Raw genomic sequence first — 19982 nt, forward strand, 5'->3', positions numbered from 1 at the left:
TGATGGAAATGATATGCGAACATTGTAAACAACGTAATGCGACAGTTACAGTAACACAAGTTCAAAGTGGGCAAAAAGTAGAGCATCATTATTGTGACGTCTGCGCCTCACAATTCCATCCATTTCATGCAGAGTTTAAACAAGAGCCAGTATCTATTCAACAGTTATTGTCTAACTGGTTTGGCTCTCCTACATGGCAAAAGGTGGGGGAAAAACAACAGGTACAACCACAACAGCAAACATGCCCACAATGTGGATTTTCGTATAAGCAATTTTTAAAAGAAGGAAAATTCGGGTGCCCAAGCTGTTATGACACATTTGGTGATCATTTGCCAAAGCTATTTAATCGCATTCAGGCAGGTCCACAACACATTGGTAAAATGCCTGGTGCTCGCAGTAATGTGTATGTTATTAAAAAGCAAATAGAAGATATCCGCAAGCGTATGAAATCCGCCGTAGATGAAGAACAGTTTGAAGAAGCGGCGAAGCTACGGGATGAAGTCAAAGAGCTAGAGAAGCATCTACAATTTGAAGGTGGTGATGTGTCATGATGATTGAATCATTTTTAGAGCGTGCGACACCAACTTGGATGCATATCAAAGATGATTACTCAGATATCGTCATTAGTACACGGATACGCCTCGCACGAAATTTAGATGGGTACCGTTTTCCTTTAGCGTTTTCAGAGAATGAGGCCCTGCAGGTAGAACAGGCTGTTACACATGCTGTAAGTGATAGCCCAATGCTTCAAAATGATTATGCTTATTTTGCTATAAAGGATTTATCGCCTTTACAGCGTCAAATTCTTGTAGAAAAGCATTTGATTAGCCCACAACTGGCTAAAAAAGAGCAAGTGGGCTCTATACTACTTTCTGAAGATGAATCCGTGAGCATTATGGTGAATGAAGAGGATCATTTACGCATTCAATGTATGACAGCAAGTTTTCAACTTCAAAGTGCCTATGAACAAGCAAATAAGATTGATCGTATCCTAGAGAAAGTATTACCGTATGCTTTTCGAGATACTTTTGGTTATTTAACAAGTTGTCCAACGAATATTGGTACGGGTCTACGAGCGTCCGTCATGATGCATTTACCCGCTCTTACATTAACAGGGCAAATGAATCAGATTATAAACGCCATGACACGCTTAGGAATGACTGTAAGAGGTATATATGGTGAAGGAAGCGAAAATTTAGGGAATGTTTATCAAGTGTCTAACCAAATTACACTTGGAAAGACAGAGGAAGATATTTTAGCAGACATACAAAGTGTCGCTGAAAAGATTATTCAAAAAGAACGACATGCAAGAGGTAAATTAATGGAAAAGGCAGAGCTTGCGCTAGAAGATCGAGTATATCGGGCTTTAGGCACCCTTACACATGCGAGAATTTTAACAAGTGAGGAAGCCGCGACTTGCCTATCTAATGTTCGTTTAGGAGTAGATTTACAATTGATTGATGGTATACAAGCAACGACCTTAAATGAATGTGTTGTTAGTATGCAACCAGGTTTTTTACAGCACTATGCAGGTGAGGCATTACCACCTGCTGAGCGGGATCGTGTTCGAGCGGAGATGCTTCGTGAGACATTATCTCAAGAACATGCGAATAAGCCTATAAATGGGGAAAAAGGAGAGGATTTATATGATGTTTAATCGTTTTACACAACGCGCGCAAAAAGTATTACAGCTTGCTCAGGAAGAGGCTATTCGTTGGAAGCACGAATCTATCGGTACAGAGCATATTCTATTAGGGCTTATACGTGAAGGCGGCGGTATTGCTGCGAAAGCGTTAGAAGCCATTGATATTAGTCCTCAAATGATTGAAGCTGGCATTGAAGAATTAGTTGGTAAGGGCAAAGAAGATGTCGGTCCAATCGTTCATTATACGCCAAGAGCTAAGAAAGTAATTGAATTATCTGTTGATGAGTCACGTAAATTAGGTCACTCCTATATTGGCACAGAGCATTTATTACTGGCGCTTATACGTGAGGGTGAGGGCGTGGCAGCTCGCGTTTTAAACAATGCGGGAGTTGGTTTAAATAAGGCTCGCCAGCAAGTATTATTGCTATTAGGTAATAATGATAATGCCCAATCTGGCCAACAAGCAGCTCAAGCTGCCAATACACCAACATTAGATAGTCTAGCACGTGATTTAACACAAATTGCACGTGAAGGTACATTAGACCCTGTTATTGGCCGAAGCAAGGAAATTACACGAGTTATTGAAGTTTTATCGCGTCGTACGAAAAATAACCCTGTATTGATTGGTGAGCCAGGTGTTGGTAAAACAGCGATTGCTGAAGGATTGGCACAGCAAATTATTAATAACGAAGTGCCAGAAATCCTTCGTGACAAACGTGTAATGACACTAGATATGGGGACAGTTGTTGCAGGTACAAAATATCGTGGAGAATTTGAAGATCGTTTGAAAAAAGTGATGGATGAAATTCGCCAAGCAGGCAACATCATTTTATTTATTGACGAATTGCATACATTAATCGGTGCGGGTGGTGCTGAAGGTGCGATTGATGCATCAAATATCTTAAAACCATCTTTAGCACGTGGTGAGCTGCAATGTATTGGTGCCACAACACTTGATGAGTACCGTAAGTACATTGAAAAGGATGCAGCTTTAGAGCGCCGTTTCCAACCAATCCAAGTGGATGAGCCGACAGTGGAAGAGGCTATTCTAATTATTCAAGGCTTACGTGATCGTTATGAAGCGCATCACCGTGTAAAAATTACAGATGAAGCGATTGAAGCAGCCGCAAAAATGAGTGATAGATATATTTCTGACCGCTTCTTACCAGATAAAGCGATTGACTTAATCGATGAAGCAGGTTCTAAAGTACGCTTACGCTCATTCGCAGTGCCACCAAACTTAAAGGCGCTCGAGGATAAGCTTGAAAATGTTCGTTCTGAAAAAAATGCAGCCGTATCAGGTCAAGAATTTGAAAAGGCAGCAGCGCTAAGAGATACGGAGCAAAAGCTGAAGGATGAAATTGAAGCCACTCGAAAAAATTGGAAAGAAGAGCAAGGTAAAGCCGAATCTAAGGTGACTGTGGATGATGTAGCAGCAGTTGTATCAATGTGGACAGGAATCCCAGTTGCTAAAATTGCTTCCGAAGAATCTTCGAAGTTACTGCAGCTTGAAGAAGAATTACACAAACGTGTAGTAGGGCAAGGTGAAGCGGTAGAAGCGATTTCTCGTGCAATACGTCGTGCAAGAGCAGGCTTAAAAGATCCAAAACGACCAATTGGTTCATTTATCTTCTTAGGACCTACAGGTGTTGGTAAAACAGAGCTTGCAAGAGCACTGGCTGAAGTAATGTTTGGCGATGAGGATGCGATGATTCGTGTTGATATGTCCGAGTATATGGAGAAACATTCGACTTCTCGTTTAGTAGGTTCACCTCCAGGCTATGTAGGCTTCGATGATGGTGGCCAACTGACAGAGAAAGTTCGCCGTAAGCCATATTCAGTCGTTTTATTAGATGAAATTGAAAAGGCACATCCTGATGTATTCAATATTCTATTGCAAGTGCTTGAAGATGGTCGTTTAACAGACTCTAAGGGACGTGTAGTAGACTTCCGCAATACAGTGGTCATTATGACTTCAAACGTTGGTGCGGATGCATTAAAATACCAAAAGAGCCTTGGTTTCAATGTAGGTGGTGCAGAGTCTAAGCATAAAGACATGAAGGGTACGATGTTAGAAGAATTGAAAAAAGCATTCCGTCCGGAATTCTTAAACCGTATCGATGAAATGATTGTCTTCCACGCATTAGAAAAAGAGCACTTAAAAGAAATCATTGCGATGATGGGCAATGCTTTAACAAAACGCTTGAAAGAGCAAGACATTTCGTTAGAGCTGACTGATGCGGCACTTGAAAAAATTGCTGAAGAAGGCTATGACCCTCAATATGGTGCTCGTCCACTACGTCGTGCATTACAAAAACAAGTAGAGGATCGATTATCGGAAGAATTACTAAAAGGTAATGTAGAAAAGGGTAATCAGGTTGTCATTGATTATGTAAACGATGAGTTTGTTGTAAAGAAAAAAGAGGGAGTATCCATCTCTAAATAATTTCAAGGAAAGACAGTAAGGCTTTAAGTGCCAAGCTGTCTTTTTTTCTGTACAATTAAGGATAAGAACAAATATTCGAGGTGAAAGCATTTTGGCAAAGAAAAAAACGAAATTTGTATGTTCAGGCTGTGGCTATGAATCTGCTAAATGGATGGGAAGATGTCCAGGGTGTGGTGAATGGAATAAAATGGTCGAAGAAGTGGAGATGGTTGCTAAAGGTCCACGTGGAGCATTTCAACATTCTGCTACAGTTACCCAAAAGGCAATCCCGATTATCCAGGTGGAAGCAACTGAGGAATCGCGTGTAGCAACAGAAATGGGCGAGCTCAATCGTGTATTAGGCGGCGGCATTGTACCTGGTTCTCTAGTATTAATTGGGGGCGATCCCGGAATAGGGAAATCAACATTACTATTACAGGTTTCCGCATTACTCTCAAATAAAGGGCATCGCGTACTTTATATTTCTGGAGAGGAATCCATTCGTCAAACGAAATTACGAGCAGAGCGTTTAGGAGTGATTTCTCAAGAGCTTTACATATATTCCGAAACAAACCTAGAGTTTTTAAATCAAACCATTGATGAAGTCCAACCTAAATTTGTCATTGTGGATTCTATACAAACGGTCTTTCATCCAGAAGTAACAAGCGCCCCAGGTAGTGTATCACAGGTTCGTGAATGTACAGCTGAGCTTATGCGAATCGCTAAAACTAAAGGTATTGCTATTTTTCTAGTAGGGCATGTAACAAAAGAGGGGCAAATAGCTGGGCCACGTATTTTAGAACACATGGTTGATACTGTACTGTATTTTGAAGGGGAAAGACATCATAATCATCGTATTTTACGAAGCCAAAAAAATCGCTTTGGTTCTACAAATGAAATTGCCATATTTGAAATGCTTCAGGGTGGGTTAAAGGAAGTTCTAAACCCTTCTGAGTTATTTTTACAGGAGCGTTCACAAGGTGCGGCGGGGTCAACTATTGTTGCATCAATGGAAGGGACAAGGCCTATCCTTGTTGAAATTCAATCCTTAGTTACACCTACAAGCTTTAACTATCCTAAACGTATGGCCACAGGTGTCGATCAAAACCGAGTACAATTGCTAATGGCTGTACTAGAAAAGCGTATGGGTCTCATGCTACAAGCTCAGGATGCATATATTAAAGTTGCTGGTGGTGTCAAGCTGGATGAGCCAGCTATAGATTTAGCAGTGTTGACAAGCATTGTATCTAGTTTTAAGGATCAGGCAGTGCGTGCAACGGATTGCTTTATTGGTGAGGTAGGACTGACAGGTGAGGTCCGTCGGGTGTCACGTATAGAACAGCGAGTCATTGAAGCGGCGAAGCTTGGATTCAAAAGAGCTTTCATTCCAGCTTCGAATATCGGTGGTTGGGAATTTCCACAGGGAATTGAAATTGTTGGTGTAGAAACGATAAAGGATGCTTTAAATGCATGCTTTAGAGAGCTATAGAGGAGATTGTGCATGTTGGATATTATGCTGACATGCATTTTCCTTCATTTTTAATGCTAATATCGGAAACTCAAATAAAGGAATCATCGTCCTAAATAATAGCTGATGTAGGAATAAAGGATTGTCATCTATTAGATGCAAAAATAGAAATTTGTAAAATTATGTCTAACTAACTTATCCTTGTTTCACAACATCAAAAATAATGAGAATTTGATTGAGCTCATGAAAGATTTTCTGCCGTAAACTATGTATAATCTTAACTAACAATTAGGAGGTGACAGCTTGTGAAAAAATTTGTTCAAATTGCGTTTTTACTGATTGGAGGAGCATTGGGCCTTGTTTTCTTACCGCCATTATACGAATTGCTTCATTTATCATCTAATCCTTGGCTAGATAATCCTTATGTATCAGTAGCTCTAGGCGCACTTTTACTGTTTACACTATCTTTTGCATTTTCCGATTACTTTGTAAGGCTCATTAGCTGGATGGAAGAAGTTCTGTTTAAGGTTCCTATCGGAGATTTATTATTTGGTACGTTTGGTTTAATAATTGGGTTGATTGTCGCTTACTTTTTAGGCTTTGCCATTGATAGTGTAAAATTCCCTGTTATTACGGAAGTACTCCCTATTATCCTGTCATTTGTATTAGGGTATTTAGGTTTCCGTCTAGGTTTTAGAAAAAGAGATGAGCTCATACAGCTTTTTACATTACGAAGTGGCAATACGAAGAAAAAAGCTAGTGAAGGTGCTGAAGTTCAAGAGGTTCGAGGAAGCTACAAACTGCTAGATACAAGTGTGATTATCGATGGTCGTATTGCTGATATTTCTGAAACAGGCTTCATTGAGGGTATCTTAGTTGTACCTCAATTTGTGCTCACAGAGCTTCAGCATATAGCTGATTCTTCCGACACCTTAAAGCGCACAAGAGGTCGGCGTGGTTTAGATATATTAAAAAAACTACAAGATGAACGTAAGACAAAAGTTGAAATTACAGACGAGGATTTTGAAGATGTACAAGAGGTAGATTTAAAGCTTGTACGTCTTGCAAAAAAAATGGGTAACGACACACAAATTGTTACGAATGATTTTAACCTGAATAAAGTCTGTGAACTCCATCATGTAAAAGTATTAAATATTAATGATTTAGCGAATGCAGTGAAGCCTGTGGTCATACCAGGTGAGGACATGCAGGTTGTGGTTATAAAAGATGGTAAAGAGCATAACCAAGGAGTTGCCTATTTAGATGATGGTACGATGATTGTGGTTGAAGGTGGTCGTAGTTATATTGGACAGGCAATTACAGTTACAGTTACTAGTGTGCTGCAAACGTCAGCAGGTCGTATGATCTTTGCTAAGCCGAAGGACGATTAGGATGTGGGAAAATGCAATATGAAGTGGTTCTACCTGCTGCTGGAAGTGGGAAGCGTATGGGTGCAGGGCAAAATAAATTATTTTTAAAGCTTTTGGAGAAGCCTATTCTGGTACACACGCTAGAAGTGTTTCAACAAGATCCCTCTTGCACAGGTATTTGGCTGGCCGTTAAACCAGAAGAACGTGCATATATTCAAAAAATGCTAGAGGATTATCAGATTACCAAAGTGAAGGGCTTACCTGATGGAGGTGCTGAGCGACAGCATTCGGTTCATTCGTGCATGAAAGAGATGCAACAGGTAGATATTGTGCTTGTTCATGACGCAGCACGCCCGTTTATTACGCATGATATTATTGCAAAGCTTGTACAGAACGCCCATAATCACGGTGCAGCAATTGCAGGGGTTCGTGCGAAAGATACGATGAAAAAAGTATCAATGAATGGCATTATAGAGGAAACGGTTGATCGAGAAAGCCTTTGGATGGTGCAAACTCCACAAGCATTCCGTTTTGAATTAATTATGGAAGCAGAGGACGTAGCTGAAAAAGTAGGTTTTCTTGGGACAGATGAGGCGATGCTAATGGAGCGTCTCGGACATCAGGTACACATCGTAGAAAGTAGTTATGAAAATGTAAAAATGACAACACAAGAAGACTTAGTATTTGGTGAGGCAATCTTGCGTAAGCGTGGATCATTCAATCATTAAGAAATATAGGCTATTCATTCGTAGTTTGTTGAGGATGGATAGTCTTTTTTATTTGTTTTGGTTGGGTAAAAGTCCATGGTGCAGGAATACCTCTTGGTTGCGAATTATGTCCATTATATATGTATGATAATGACATCCTTATAGCCGAATGAGAAACGAAGGCTAGGAAAAGGATAAAAAGTTAGAATAAGCTCACATAAAGTGGTTTTATCCGTGTATGATCGTTTTACGTGTAAAATGAAATAGTGGATATATGATTAATAAGGTAATAGAATAGATGAAAAGATGTGAGGGGTGTTTATTGTGTCATTAAATGATTGGTTAAATCAAAAGGTTCCAGAAATTACAGGTTCATTAACTAGTATAAATAAACAGTACATCGACGTTGACAACTCAATAGGCTTTGATGGACGGGATCGGGTTATAAAAATAATAGATAATTTCCATGAGGTGCTGTTTCCTGGCATTTATATGACAAGACCGATTGATGAAACAAGGGTGAACGTAGTTTGCAGTAATAAGCTGCGTGAAACGGCATTAGATTTGCGGGATATTATCGAAAAAGTATTATTTTATAATATGGAGGACAGTGACCCTGCCAATTGCGAGAAGTATTGCCGTGAACAAGCAGACAAAATTGTTATGAATTTGATTAATCGATTTCCTGCCATTCGCCAAGTGCTACAAACAGATATTCAAGCGGCATATAATGGTGACCCAGCAGCTCTCTCCACAGAAGAAATTTTACTAAGCTATCCATCTATTGTGGCTGTTTATATTCACCGCATTGCACATGAGTTATACGAAATGGGCGTACAAATTGTGCCTCGAATTATGTCAGAATATGCGCACCGATTAACGGGTATCGATATTCATCCAGGGGCTACAATAGGAGAATCATTCTTTATTGACCACGGAACAGGTGTCGTTATCGGTGAAACTTGTACAATCGGAAAGAATGTAAAAATTTATCAAGGTGTAACATTAGGTGCACTAAGCTTCCCGTTAGATGAAAATGGTAATCCAATTAAGGGCATTAAACGTCATCCGAATATTGCTGACAATGTTGTCATTTATGCTGGTGCCACTATTTTAGGGGGCGAGACGACGATTGGGCACGATTCCGTTTTAGGAAGTAATATTTGGCTAACACACTCTGTTCCTCCTTATTCACGTGTCTATAATTCACAGCCATCTCCGAATATTAGCAACAGTCAAATGAAAAATATAGAGTATCATATTTAATGAATGTAGGGCAGTCTAGAGAGTGTAGCTTTCTAAACTGCCCATTACTGCTATAGGAGGATAATTATTAAGGCGCTTTTCAAACAACCTATGGCAAATTTTGATATGATAATGATAAATATTAATTAAAGGAAGATGAATATGTTTCGAATTGGACAAGGTTTTGACGTACATGCATTTGAAGAAGGTCGTCCATTAATTATTGGAGGCATTACCATTCCGCATGAAAAAGGACTAGTAGGACATTCAGATGCGGATGTTCTTTTACACACTGTCACAGATGCAGCTCTAGGAGCAATTGGAGAAGGGGATATTGGCCGTCATTTTCCAGATACAGACCCTGCATTTAAGGACGCGGATTCTGCAAAATTATTAGAGTACATTTGGAAAATTGTTGAGGATAAGGGCTATTCTCTAGGTAATGTGGATTGTACCATTATGGCACAGCGCCCTAAAATGGCACCCTATATTGGACAGATGCAACAGCGTATCGCTGAATTATTACACGCAGAGCCTTCACAGGTAAATGTTAAAGCAACGACAACGGAACGATTAGGTTTTACAGGTCGTGAGGAAGGTATTGCGGCAATGGCAACAATTCTTTTGATTAAGAAATAAATGTGGATGAACCCCGCTTTTATTTCCTGTAACAGAGTGGTAAAATGAACAAAGTCAATTTTTGATCGAAAATTTAGGAGGCTTTTAATTATGACGAAAGAAGTTCGCGTTCGTTACGCGCCATCTCCAACAGGTTATTTACATATCGGTGGAGCGCGTACAGCATTATTCAATTATTTATATGCAAAACATCATAACGGTAAATTCATTGTACGTATTGAAGATACGGATATTGAACGTAATGTAGAGGGCGGAGAAGCATCTCAGCTAGATAACCTAAAATGGTTAGGTATTGAATATGATGAGTCCATTGATATTGGTGGACCTTATGCGCCTTATCGTCAAATGGAACGTCTTGATATTTATAAAGAGCATGCTGAAAAACTATTAGAGCAAGGTGTAGCCTACAAGTGTTTCTGTTCTTCTGAAAAGCTTGAAGCTTCTCGAGAAGAACAAAAAGCAAGAGGTGTAGCTGCGCCTACTTATGATGGTACATGTCGCCACTTATCAGCAGATGAAGTCGCTGCTAAAGAAGCTGCAGGTGAGCCATACACAATCCGTATGCGTGTACCTGAAAATGTAACATACGAATTTGAAGATTTAGTTCGTGGACAAGTTACATTTGAGTCTAAAGATATTGGTGATTGGGTACTTGTAAAAGCAAATGGTATTCCAACATATAACTATGCAGTTGTTTTAGACGATCACTTTATGGAAATCTCTCACGTATTCCGTGGTGAGGAGCATTTATCAAATACACCAAAGCAAATGATGATTTTTGATGCATTTGGTTGGGAATATCCTCGCTTTGGTCATATGACATTAATTATTAACGAAAACCGTAAAAAACTATCTAAGCGTGATGAATCGATTATTCAATTTGTTACGCAATATAAAGATTTAGGTTATCTTCCTGAAGCAATGTTTAACTTCTTTGCCCTACTTGGTTGGTCTCCAGAGGGAGAGGAAGAGATTTTCTCAAAAGAAGAATTTATCAAAATTTTTGATGAAAAACGTCTTTCAAAATCACCATCTATGTTTGATAAGCAAAAACTAACATGGATGAATAATCAATATATTAAAAAACTGTCTTTAGAAGAAGTTGTAGCATTATCTTTACCTCACCTACAAAAAGCAGGCTTGTTACCTGAAGAGCTTACTGCGGAGCAACGTGCTTGGGCGACGGATTTAATCGCACTTTATCATGACCAAATGAGTTTTGGCGCAGAAATTGTCGAATTATCTAGCCTATTCTTTAACGACCATATTGAATATGATGAAGAAGCAAAAGAGGTTTTAGCAGGAGAGCAAGTACCTGAAGTAATGGCAGCATTTAAAGCACAATTGGAAGAGCTAGAAGAATTTACACCAGATGCGGTAAAAGCTGCGATTAAAGCTGTACAAAAGACAACTGGTCATAAAGGCAAAAATCTGTTTATGCCAATCCGTGTTGTGACAACAGGTGAAACACATGGACCAGAGTTGCCGAACGCCATTTGTTTAATTGGTAAAGAGAAAGCAATTGACCGTGTAGAAAAATTTGCACAATAAAGATAAATTTATTGACAATTCATTCTTTCGTTGTAAAATGTATTTACATTGAAAAAGCGTTGATAAGGAGAAGTAAGTGGCGCATGCTCTTAAGAGAGGACCATCACCGGCTGAAAGTGGTCTGAGCCTAGGCAAAACTGAAATGCACCTTTGAGCATAAAGCTGAACGATAGTAGGCTTTATCGAGTCATCCCCGTTAATGGATGTCCAAAGTGGAAGGCTTTTTGTCTTCAATCAGAGTGGAACCACGCAAATCGAGCGTCTCTGTCATTCCTTTTAGGAGTGATAGGGGCGCTTTTTTATTCAATAGAAAAGGAGAGTGAAATACAATGGGTATTCAAATTTTTAACTCATTAACACGACAAAAGGAAACCTTTGTACCGCTAGAAGAAGGCAAGGTAAAAATGTATGTCTGCGGTCCTACAGTTTATAACTATATCCATATTGGGAATTCACGTCCTGTAATTGTTTATGATACAGTACGTCGTTATTTTCAGTATAAAGGCTATGATGTAAAGTTTGTTTCCAATTTTACGGATGTAGACGATAAAATTATAAAAGCGGCAAATGAGCTAGGCGAAGAAGTGCATGAATTAACAGAGCGCTTTATTGCAGCTTATTTTGAGGATGTTATGGCACTAGGATGCAAAAAAGCAGATGTTCATCCACGTGTGACAGAGCATATGGACGATATCATTCAATTTATTCAAGTGTTAATGGAAAAGGGCTACGCTTATGAGTCTGCTGGAGATGTGTATTACCGTACTCGTAAATTTGATGGCTACGGTAAATTATCACACCAATCCGTTGACGATTTAAAAATCGGTGCTCGTATTGAAGCAGGCGAGAAAAAAGATGATGCGCTAGATTTCGCTTTATGGAAAGCAGCTAAGCCAGGTGAGATTTTCTGGGAAAGCCCATGGGGAGATGGCCGTCCAGGGTGGCATATTGAGTGTTCTGTAATGGCTCGTGAACATTTAGGAGATACTATTGATATTCATGCTGGTGGGCAGGATTTAACTTTCCCTCACCACGAAAATGAAATTGCTCAATCAGAGGCACACAATGATAAAACATTTGCGCGTTATTGGATGCATAACGGGTATATTAATATTGATAATGAAAAGATGTCCAAATCACTTGGGAATTTCATTCTTGTGAATGATATCCGTAAACAAATTGACCCGCAGATACTACGTTTCTTCATGTTATCTGTCCACTATCGTCATCCAATTAACTTTGCGAAGGACCTAGTAGAAGCTGCTGCATCAGGTTTAGAGCGTATACGTACAGCTTACAACAATGTGAAGCATCGCCTTACTACTACAGTAAGCTTAGGTGATCATTCTGAAGAATGGCTGAACAAAATTGCGGAACAAAAAGCGCATTTTGAAGAGGCGATGGATGATGATTTTAATACAGCCAACGCTATTTCTGTGTTATTTGAAATAGCTCGCATTGCTAATATTTACTTAAATGAAACCAATACTTGCAAGAAGGTATTAGAAACCTTTATTGAAACCTTTGAAGTACTAGGTGACGTCTTAGGTATTGAATTTGCAAAAGAAGAAGAACTATTAGACGAAGAAATTGAAGCATTACTACAAGAGCGCGTCGAGGCACGTAAAAATCGTGATTTTGCTCGTTCTGATGAGATCCGTGACCATTTGCAAGCCCAAGGTATCATTTTAGAAGATACACGACAAGGAACTAGATGGAAACGAGGGTAATTAAGTTGGATAAACTTCGCAATGAAGATGTTAAACAATTAAATGCGCTGGCGTTAGCCTATATGGGTGATGCCGTATTGGAACAAAAGGTCCGAGAATATTTGCTACGCTCTGGTCGTGTTAAACCAAACACACTGCATCGAGAGGCAACTCGCTACGTTTCAGCAAAAGCACAATCTATGATCGTTCATCGCATGATGGATGAAAATTATTTAACAGAGGAGGAATTGGCAGTGTTCCGCCGTGGACGCAATGCCAAATCCGGCTCTGTACCAAAAAATACGGATGTCCAAACCTATCGTAATAGCTCAGGCTTTGAGGCGGTGCTTGGTAGTTTATATTTATTGAATGAACTAGAACGCGTCTACGAAATCATTGCATATGCTATTCAAATAATCGAGGAATCAAAAGGAGTGTCTAAATAATGGCAGAACAGAATGGTGAAATTATTGCCGGTAAAAACCCAGTGTTAGAAGCACTTCGTTCAGGCCGCGATATGAATAAAGTATGGATTGCAGAAGGTGTAAAGAAATCTGGTGTCAATGAATTGCTAGATTTAGCCCGTGAACGTGGTGTCATAGTTCAATTTGTTCCAAAAAAGAAAGTTGATCAATTATCAAGCGCCAATCATCAAGGAATTGTTGCTTCTGTTGCCGCTTATAAGTATGCTGAACTTGAGGATTTATTTGCAGCTGCAGCTCATAAACAGGAAGATCCTTTTTTCTTAATCTTAGATGAGTTAGAGGATCCTCATAATTTAGGGTCTATTATGAGAACGGCTGATGCTATAGGAGCACATGGTATTATTATCCCTAAGCGCCGATCAGTGAGTTTAACAGCAGTGGTGGCAAAGGCATCTACAGGAGCGATTGAACACGTTCCAGTTGTACGTGTAAACAATCTTGCTCAAACAATAGATGAATTAAAAGAACGCGGTATATGGATTGCAGGTACAGATGCAAAGGGATCTGCAGATTATCGAAAAATGGATGCAACATTACCATTAGCCATCATTATTGGCAGTGAGGGTAAAGGGATGGGGCGTTTATTAAAAGAAAAATGCGATTTTTTATATCACTTACCGATGGTTGGTCATGTCACATCACTGAACGCATCAGTAGCAGCAGCTTTATTAATGTACGAAGTGTATCGTAAACGTCAAGAAGCGATTGAATAACAATGAAAAACATTTTGCTTGTTGATGGCTATAATATGATTGGATCTTGGAAAGAGCTGCGGCCATTGCGTGATACGAATTTTGAGGATGCGCGAAGAAGGTTGATAGAACTCATGGCTGAATATAAAGCAGCAATGGGTTGGCGCGTAATTATTGTTTTTGACGCACATCTTGTACCAGGAGTAGAGCAATCTTATATAGAAAATGATGTAGAAGTCATTTATACACGAAAAAATGAAACAGCAGATGAACGCATTGAAAAAATGACACACGAATTAAAGGCTAGAAATGTACAAATTCATGTAGCAACTTCTGATATGGCAGAGCAAAGTGTTATATTTGGGAATGGCGCCCTAAGGAAATCGGCTAGAGAGCTAGAAATTGATACTGGTATTATCCAACATAAAATTACCCACGATGTGAAGCGGAAGCAAGAAAGTAAGCCGCCTTCTCGTATAGAATTAAAGCCAGATGTTGCGCTCGCCTTTGAAAAATGGCGACGTGGGTTGAAATGATTGATTGACGCATATTTTCCAATTCCGTTATACTGTTTCTAATTATCTGTTGTGGCTGAGGTGATACCATGTTTAAAAATAGCATTGTACAAGTGACACAAGATTTTGAACGATTCAATGATGAAGAGCTTATTGAAATGGTGCATCAAGGTAATACAGATGCGTTGGATTATTTAATTACGAAATACCGTTTGTTAGTAAGAGCGAAGGCAAGATCCTATTTCTTAATCGGAGCAGATAAGGAAGACATTGTACAGGAGGGCATGATAGGCTTATATAAAGCGATTCGTGATTTTAAAGGAGATAAGCTTGCATCATTCAGGGCTTTTGCAGAGTTATGTATAACAAGACAGATTATTACGGCTATTAAAACAGCAACTAGGCAAAAGCATATACCTCTAAATTCCTATATCTCTTTGGACAAGCCTATATTCGACGAAGAGTCAGACCGAACGCTTATGGATGTACTAACGGGTGCTATTATGGATGATCCAGAAGAATTGATGATTCATAGAGAAGAGTTTGGATATTTAGAAGAAAAGATGAGTGAGATTTTAAGTGAGTTAGAGCTTCAAGTTTTAGCCTTATATCTAGACGGTCAATCTTATCATGAAATTTCCGCTAAATTAAATCGTCATGTGAAATCTATCGATAATGCATTGCAGCGGGTAAAGCGCAAATTAGAACGTCATTTAGTCCTTGAGGAAATGTCTTAGTCCATATAGGCCTTTATTGACATTGACAAATATAGGTGTTAGTCTTAAAAAGACAAAGTGCCGAAAAAGGTGATTATATGGCAAAAAAAGTCGTGCTAAATTGTGAGAAATGTGGTTCGAGAAATTACACGTTCCCAGCTAAAGAAGGTTCAACTGTACGTCTCGAATTAAAGAAATTTTGCTCGCATTGCAATGAACATACAATGCATAAACAAACGCTATAAAATGATATGTAAATAGACAGATTTGATTGATTCGGAGGTTAAGCTAGAATGGGCAAGATCAAAAGCTTTTTCAGCGATGTAATGTCAGAAATGCGCAAAACAAGCTGGCCGAAAAGTAAAGAACTGACGAAATATACAGTCGTTGTAATTTCAACTGTTGTCATTATGGCTTTATTTTTTGTGTTAGTTGACTTAGGTATTTCATCATTATTCCGCTGGTACTTAGATTTATAATTTAGTAAATAGCATATTTTTGAAATAGCCCGTCCATTGCAATAACGGGTTTTTTCGTTTGTTTTATCTTCATTCAGCAGAAAACTCCATCTAGTTGGATTGATGAGATGGGTGAAGTGAAGCGCAAAGCAGTAAAATCTCCTCATTATGATAAATACTACTAGGAGAGTATGATAGTAGCGATAGATGACTATGCTAGTTTCGGTATATATCATCGAGCTTTCGCAAGCAATTAGCGAAAGCTATATTTTTCTAATGAGATGTTTGTGAAAAGAGTAAAAATGCATTGAGCGTATCGCGATTCATTTTCACTTTTATTTGTAAGGGAGGGACGGACGAGGAGTCCTAGTAGTTATGGAGAAAAATTGGTATGTTGTTCATACGTATTCAGGGTATGAAAACCGTGTAAAAGCAAACCTAGAGAAACGTGTAGAAACAATGGGAATGCAAGATAAAATCTTCCGTGTGATTGTTCCTGAGCATGAAGAAACAGAAATGAAAGATGGAAAAAAACGTACAATGATGCGTAAAGTTTTCCCTGGTTATGTGTTAGTAGAGTTAATCATGACAGATGACTCTTGGTATGTAGTTCGAAATACGCCTGGTGTTACAGGCTTTATCGGTTCATCAGGTGGAGGAGCAAAACCAACACCGTTATTACCAGAAGAAGCAGATCGTTTACTGCAACAAATGGGTATGACTGATAAAGTTGTAGAAGTGGACATTACTGTTGGTGAAGCAGTAGAAGTATTAGAAGGGCCGTTTGCTCATTTCCAAGGGCGTGTTGAAGAAATTGACACGGAAAAAGGTAAAATTAAAGTGACGGTTGATATGTTTGGTCGCGAAACAATTATGGAGCTAGATTTCGAACAAGTTCAAAAATTATAGTTCTACCAATAGAATATTACATGCTAATTGGTAGATGTTTCGCAGATTTTGTTAATTACTACTTGCTTAAAAAAATTAAAAGTGGTATCATTTCATAGGTCAGACTGTCATACTTTTGTTTGACGTCTGTAATGATAATTTTAATGTTATCGGCACTTAGCTGACAGACAGATATTGAGTGGGAGGGGCAACCCAATTACCACATCACGGACTTAAGGAGGTGTGTCTCGTGGCTAAAAAAGTTATTAAAGTTGTAAAACTTCAAATCCCTGCTGGTAAAGCTAACCCAGCTCCACCGGTTGGTCCTGCATTAGGTCAAGCGGGTGTGAACATCATGGGATTCTGTAAAGAATTCAATGCGCGTACTGCTGATCAAGCTGGTCTTATTATTCCGGTTGAAATTTCAGTATTCGAGGATCGTTCTTTCACTTTCATTACAAAAACTCCACCTGCAGCAGTTCTACTTAAAGTAGCAGCTGGTATCCAATCTGGATCTGGTGAACCAAACCGTAAAAAAGTGGCAACGGTTAAACGTGATAAAGTTCGCGAAATCGCTGAAACTAAAATGCCAGACCTTAACGCTGCTTCAGTAGAAGCTGCTATGTTAATGGTTGAAGGTACTGCACGAAGCATGGGTATTGTTATCGAAGACTAATCCCATTTACTTGATGTTTTGTTTTTTGGAAGGTTGCGAAGTTTCTTTGTGAACACGCAACCTTTATTCGTGGGAGGTAAAATCCGCTATAACCACAATCAAGGAGGAAATATATAATGGCTAAAAAAGGTAAAAAACTGCAAGATGCAGCGAAATTAATTGATCGTAACGCACTATACACTGCACAAGAAGCAATCGAACTTGCTCAAAAAACTAGCACAGTAAACTTCGACGCTACTGTAGAAGTTGCTTTCCGCTTAGGTATTGATACTCGTAAAAACGACCAACAAATCCGTGGTGCAGTAGTGCTACCAAACGGTACTGGTAAAACTCAACGCGTATTAGTATTTGCAAAAGGTGAAAAACTTAAAGAAGCTGAAGCAGCTGGTGCTGACTATGTAGGCGATGCAGAATACATCCAAAAAATCCAACAAGGTTGGTTTGACTTCGATGTAATCGTAGCAACTCCTGACATGATGGGCGAAGTTGGTAAACTTGGTCGTGTATTAGGACCTAAAGGTTTAATGCCAAACCCTAAAACTGGTACAGTTACTTTTGATGTAACAAAAGCAATTGAAGAAATCAAAGCTGGTAAAGTAGAATACCGTGCTGATAAAGCTGGTATTATCCACGCTCCTATCGGTAAAGTTTCTTTCTCAGCAGAAAAATTAGTAGAAAACTTCTTAGCTGTTTTTGATGTAGTTCAAAAAGCAAAACCTGCTGCAGCTAAAGGTACTTACATGAAATCTGTAAATGTTACAACTACAATGGGTCCAGCGGTTAAAATTGACGCTTCTAACGTAGTAGTAAAATAATTTATATATATGTATTGACGATAGCAGCTATACGTGATACTATAGTTGCTGTTGTGAATTATCCATTTGTACCGTAGACAGTAGGAGTGACTTGTCACTTAATGTTCCTACCGAGGACATCGGAATTCAGATTCTTATTTAAAGATGATGACTTTCAGCCTCTGTGTCTATTTGACTCGGAGGCTTTTCTTTTGTCGGTATAAATGACCCATTCTAATAGGAGGTGTCATCATGAGCAAAGCAATCGAAAACAAACAAGTACAAGTTCAAGAGATTACTGAAAAATTCCAAGGCGCTGCTTCTGTAGTAGTTGTGGATTACCGTGGTCTTAATGTTGCACAAGTAACAGAGCTTCGTAAACAACTTCGTGAAGCTGGCGTTGAGTTCAAAGTTTACAAAAACACTTTAACTCGTCGTGCTGCTGAAGCTGCTGGCCTTGAAGGAATCAACGACGTATTAGTTGGTCCTAACGCAATTGCGTTCTCAAATGAAGATGTTGTAGCGCCTGCTAAAATCATCAACGAGTTCGCTAAGAAAAACGAAGCTTTAGAAATTAAAGCTGGTATTATTGAAGGTACTATTTCTTCTGTTGAAGATGTTAAAGCACTTGCAGAACTTCCATCACGCGAAGGTCTACTTTCTATGCTTTTATCTGTACTTCAAGCTCCAGTGCGTAACTTCGCACTTGCAACAAAAGCTGTTGCAGAACAAAAAGAAGAACAAGGCGCGTAATTTAGTACGCACTGAAACTTCTGCGGCCTGATCGCAAAAAAAATAAAACATTATCCAATTAGGAGGAAATTATAATGAATAAAGAGCAAATCTTAGAAGCTATCAAAGCTATGACAGTTCTTGAATTAAACGATTTAGTAAAAGCTATCGAAGAAGAATTCGGTGTAACAGCTGCTGCTCCAGTAGCAGTAGTTGCTGGTGGTGCTGCTGCAGCTGAAGAAAAAACTGAATTTGACGTAGTATTAGCATCTGCTGGTGCAGAAAAAATCAAAGTAATCAAAGTGGTTCGTGAAATCACTGGTTTAGGTCTTAAAGAAGCTAAAGAAGTAGTAGATAACGCTCCTAAAGCTCTTAAAGAAGGCGTTTCTAAAGATGAAGCTGAAGAAATCAAAGCTAAACTTGAAGAAGTTGGCGCATCTGTAGAAGTTAAGTAATCTCGCGTTACTTTTTAACAAAAGGAAAGCTCGTCATTTTGGCGAGCTTTTTTCTTCATTCTGAGGAGGCGTGAAAATGTCAGATCACTATTATACAAGTAAGCCTCAAACTGAAAGTAAACCACGTCACTGGACATTCAAGTTACTAGGGCATACGTTTTCATTTGAAACGGATGCAGGTGTATTTAGTAAAAGCGAAGTAGATTTTGGATCCCGTGTTTTAATAGACGCTTTTCAAATGCCTGATATTGATGGTGCGATTTTTGATGTAGGTTGTGGATATGGTCCGATAGGGTTATCAATTGCCAAAACTAATCCAGACCGTACCGTTTTTATGATGGATATAAATGAACGTGCAGTTGCGCTTTCGCAAAAAAATGCGCAAGTGAACGGTGTTCAAAATGTGCGAATATTTGTGAGTGACGGCCTATCGATGGTTGATAAAGATGTAGATGCAGCAGCTATCTTAACGAATCCACCAATTCGTGCGGGGAAGGAAACGATTTTCCGCTTTTACGATGGAGCTTACGATCGGCTAGTGTCTTCGGGTGAACTCTGGGTAGTCATTCAGAAGAAACAAGGAGCGCCATCGACAGTAAGTTACTTAGAAGAAAAGTTTTCAGAAGTCGATGTAGTAGAAAAGAAAAAAGGGTACTGGATAGTACGCGCAAAAAAATAAATGAAATATGTATAATTTATTGACTTGACAAATCGGCTATGATAATATGATACAATGCAAAAATATTATTTTGAGGTCGTATGCCCTTTTTGTATAGAAATGTTTTAATATGGGTATACTTGCCAAGATAAGT

General features: G+C 39.0%; 22 protein-coding genes and 2 other annotated features. All 22 genes read left to right on the forward strand.

What is annotated here, in order from left to right; genetic code table 11:
• The first annotated feature begins 8 nt into the window (after window positions 1-8).
• The 22 genes from V1L66_RS00760 (at window position 9) to V1L66_RS00865 (ending at window position 19849) form a co-directional block, all read left to right on the forward strand.
• Window positions 9-551 carry a UvrB/UvrC motif-containing protein gene (locus V1L66_RS00760; RefSeq protein WP_016992146.1) on the forward strand — a complete coding sequence of 181 codons (543 nt, stop codon included), beginning with the start codon at window positions 9-11 and terminating at the stop codon, window positions 549-551.
• Window positions 548-1657: a protein arginine kinase gene (locus V1L66_RS00765; protein ID WP_036077777.1), complete on the forward strand. Its 1110-nt coding sequence runs from the start codon at window positions 548-550 to the stop codon at window positions 1655-1657. Before V1L66_RS00760 ends, V1L66_RS00765 begins: the two co-directional genes overlap by 4 nt.
• Window positions 1647-4091, forward strand: coding sequence for an ATP-dependent Clp protease ATP-binding subunit (locus V1L66_RS00770; protein ID WP_016992144.1), 2445 nt, complete (start codon window positions 1647-1649; stop codon window positions 4089-4091). Before V1L66_RS00765 ends, V1L66_RS00770 begins: the two co-directional genes overlap by 11 nt.
• 91 nt (window positions 4092-4182) lie before the next feature.
• Window positions 4183-5559: a DNA repair protein RadA gene (gene radA, locus V1L66_RS00775; protein ID WP_016992143.1), complete on the forward strand. Its 1377-nt coding sequence runs from the start codon at window positions 4183-4185 to the stop codon at window positions 5557-5559.
• Window positions 5560-5843: 284 nt separating this feature from the next.
• Window positions 5844-6929 carry a PIN/TRAM domain-containing protein gene (locus tag V1L66_RS00780; RefSeq protein WP_312124192.1) on the forward strand — a complete coding sequence of 362 codons (1086 nt, stop codon included), beginning with the start codon at window positions 5844-5846 and terminating at the stop codon, window positions 6927-6929.
• An 11-nt stretch (window positions 6930-6940) separates the two neighbouring features.
• Complete coding sequence (gene ispD, locus V1L66_RS00785; RefSeq protein ID WP_036077773.1) at window positions 6941-7636, forward strand: 2-C-methyl-D-erythritol 4-phosphate cytidylyltransferase; 696 nt, start codon at window positions 6941-6943, stop codon at window positions 7634-7636.
• Between the two features lie 303 nt (window positions 7637-7939).
• A complete protein-coding gene (gene epsC, locus V1L66_RS00790; protein ID WP_004233580.1) occupies window positions 7940-8881 on the forward strand; it encodes a serine O-acetyltransferase EpsC in 942 nt (313 codons plus the stop codon).
• 141 nt (window positions 8882-9022) lie between these two features.
• Window positions 9023-9499 (forward strand): 2-C-methyl-D-erythritol 2,4-cyclodiphosphate synthase, encoded by a 477-nt coding sequence (gene ispF, locus V1L66_RS00795; protein ID WP_004233581.1) that lies wholly within the window; start codon window positions 9023-9025, stop codon window positions 9497-9499.
• A gap of 90 nt (window positions 9500-9589) precedes the next feature.
• A complete protein-coding gene (gene gltX / locus V1L66_RS00800; RefSeq protein WP_016992141.1) occupies window positions 9590-11050 on the forward strand; it encodes a glutamate--tRNA ligase in 1461 nt (486 codons plus the stop codon).
• A 50-nt stretch (window positions 11051-11100) separates the two neighbouring features.
• Window positions 11101-11319: a binding site (T-box leader), on the forward strand.
• A gap of 60 nt (window positions 11320-11379) precedes the next feature.
• Entirely contained in the window at window positions 11380-12780 is a 1401-nt protein-coding gene (gene cysS, locus V1L66_RS00805) for a cysteine--tRNA ligase (RefSeq protein ID WP_016992140.1), read from the forward strand.
• Window positions 12765-13205 (forward strand): Mini-ribonuclease 3, encoded by a 441-nt coding sequence (locus V1L66_RS00810; RefSeq protein WP_176408506.1) that lies wholly within the window; start codon window positions 12765-12767, stop codon window positions 13203-13205. The genes cysS and V1L66_RS00810 overlap by 16 nt, the downstream gene beginning before the upstream one ends.
• Window positions 13205-13957 (forward strand): 23S rRNA (guanosine(2251)-2'-O)-methyltransferase RlmB, encoded by a 753-nt coding sequence (gene rlmB / locus V1L66_RS00815; protein WP_016992138.1) that lies wholly within the window; start codon window positions 13205-13207, stop codon window positions 13955-13957. Before V1L66_RS00810 ends, rlmB begins: the two co-directional genes overlap by 1 nt.
• A 2-nt stretch (window positions 13958-13959) precedes the next feature.
• A complete protein-coding gene (locus V1L66_RS00820; protein ID WP_016992137.1) occupies window positions 13960-14472 on the forward strand; it encodes an NYN domain-containing protein in 513 nt (170 codons plus the stop codon).
• Between the two features lie 68 nt (window positions 14473-14540).
• A complete protein-coding gene (gene sigH, locus V1L66_RS00825) occupies window positions 14541-15188 on the forward strand; it encodes an RNA polymerase sporulation sigma factor SigH (protein WP_004233587.1) in 648 nt (215 codons plus the stop codon).
• Window positions 15189-15265: 77 nt separating this feature from the next.
• Window positions 15266-15412: a 50S ribosomal protein L33 gene (gene rpmG, locus V1L66_RS00830; RefSeq protein ID WP_004233588.1), complete on the forward strand. Its 147-nt coding sequence runs from the start codon at window positions 15266-15268 to the stop codon at window positions 15410-15412.
• A 48-nt stretch (window positions 15413-15460) separates the two neighbouring features.
• A complete protein-coding gene (gene secE, locus V1L66_RS00835; protein ID WP_004233589.1) occupies window positions 15461-15646 on the forward strand; it encodes a preprotein translocase subunit SecE in 186 nt (61 codons plus the stop codon).
• 354 nt (window positions 15647-16000) lie between these two features.
• The gene (gene nusG / locus V1L66_RS00840; RefSeq protein WP_004233590.1) at window positions 16001-16534 is read left to right on the forward strand and encodes a transcription termination/antitermination protein NusG; all 534 of its coding nucleotides are present in this window, start codon (window positions 16001-16003) and stop codon (window positions 16532-16534) included.
• A gap of 229 nt (window positions 16535-16763) precedes the next feature.
• Window positions 16764-17189: a 50S ribosomal protein L11 gene (gene rplK / locus V1L66_RS00845; protein ID WP_004233593.1), complete on the forward strand. Its 426-nt coding sequence runs from the start codon at window positions 16764-16766 to the stop codon at window positions 17187-17189.
• 116 nt (window positions 17190-17305) lie between these two features.
• The gene (gene rplA, locus V1L66_RS00850; RefSeq protein WP_004233594.1) at window positions 17306-18004 is read left to right on the forward strand and encodes a 50S ribosomal protein L1; all 699 of its coding nucleotides are present in this window, start codon (window positions 17306-17308) and stop codon (window positions 18002-18004) included.
• A gap of 53 nt (window positions 18005-18057) precedes the next feature.
• Window positions 18058-18203 (forward strand) — a sequence feature (ribosomal protein L10 leader region).
• A 32-nt stretch (window positions 18204-18235) separates the two neighbouring features.
• Complete coding sequence (gene rplJ, locus V1L66_RS00855) at window positions 18236-18736, forward strand: 50S ribosomal protein L10 (RefSeq protein WP_004233596.1); 501 nt, start codon at window positions 18236-18238, stop codon at window positions 18734-18736.
• A 74-nt stretch (window positions 18737-18810) separates the two neighbouring features.
• On the forward strand, window positions 18811-19170 hold the full coding sequence (rplL, locus tag V1L66_RS00860) for a 50S ribosomal protein L7/L12 (protein ID WP_004233598.1): 360 nt from the start codon (window positions 18811-18813) through the stop codon (window positions 19168-19170).
• A gap of 76 nt (window positions 19171-19246) precedes the next feature.
• Window positions 19247-19849: a class I SAM-dependent methyltransferase gene (locus V1L66_RS00865; RefSeq protein ID WP_036077767.1), complete on the forward strand. Its 603-nt coding sequence runs from the start codon at window positions 19247-19249 to the stop codon at window positions 19847-19849.
• Window positions 19850-19982: the final 133 nt, after the last annotated feature.

This window comes from Lysinibacillus sp. IITD104 (genome assembly GCF_036698265.2).
GTDB classification, from domain to species: Bacteria; Bacillota; Bacilli; order Bacillales_A; family Planococcaceae; genus Lysinibacillus; species Lysinibacillus boronitolerans.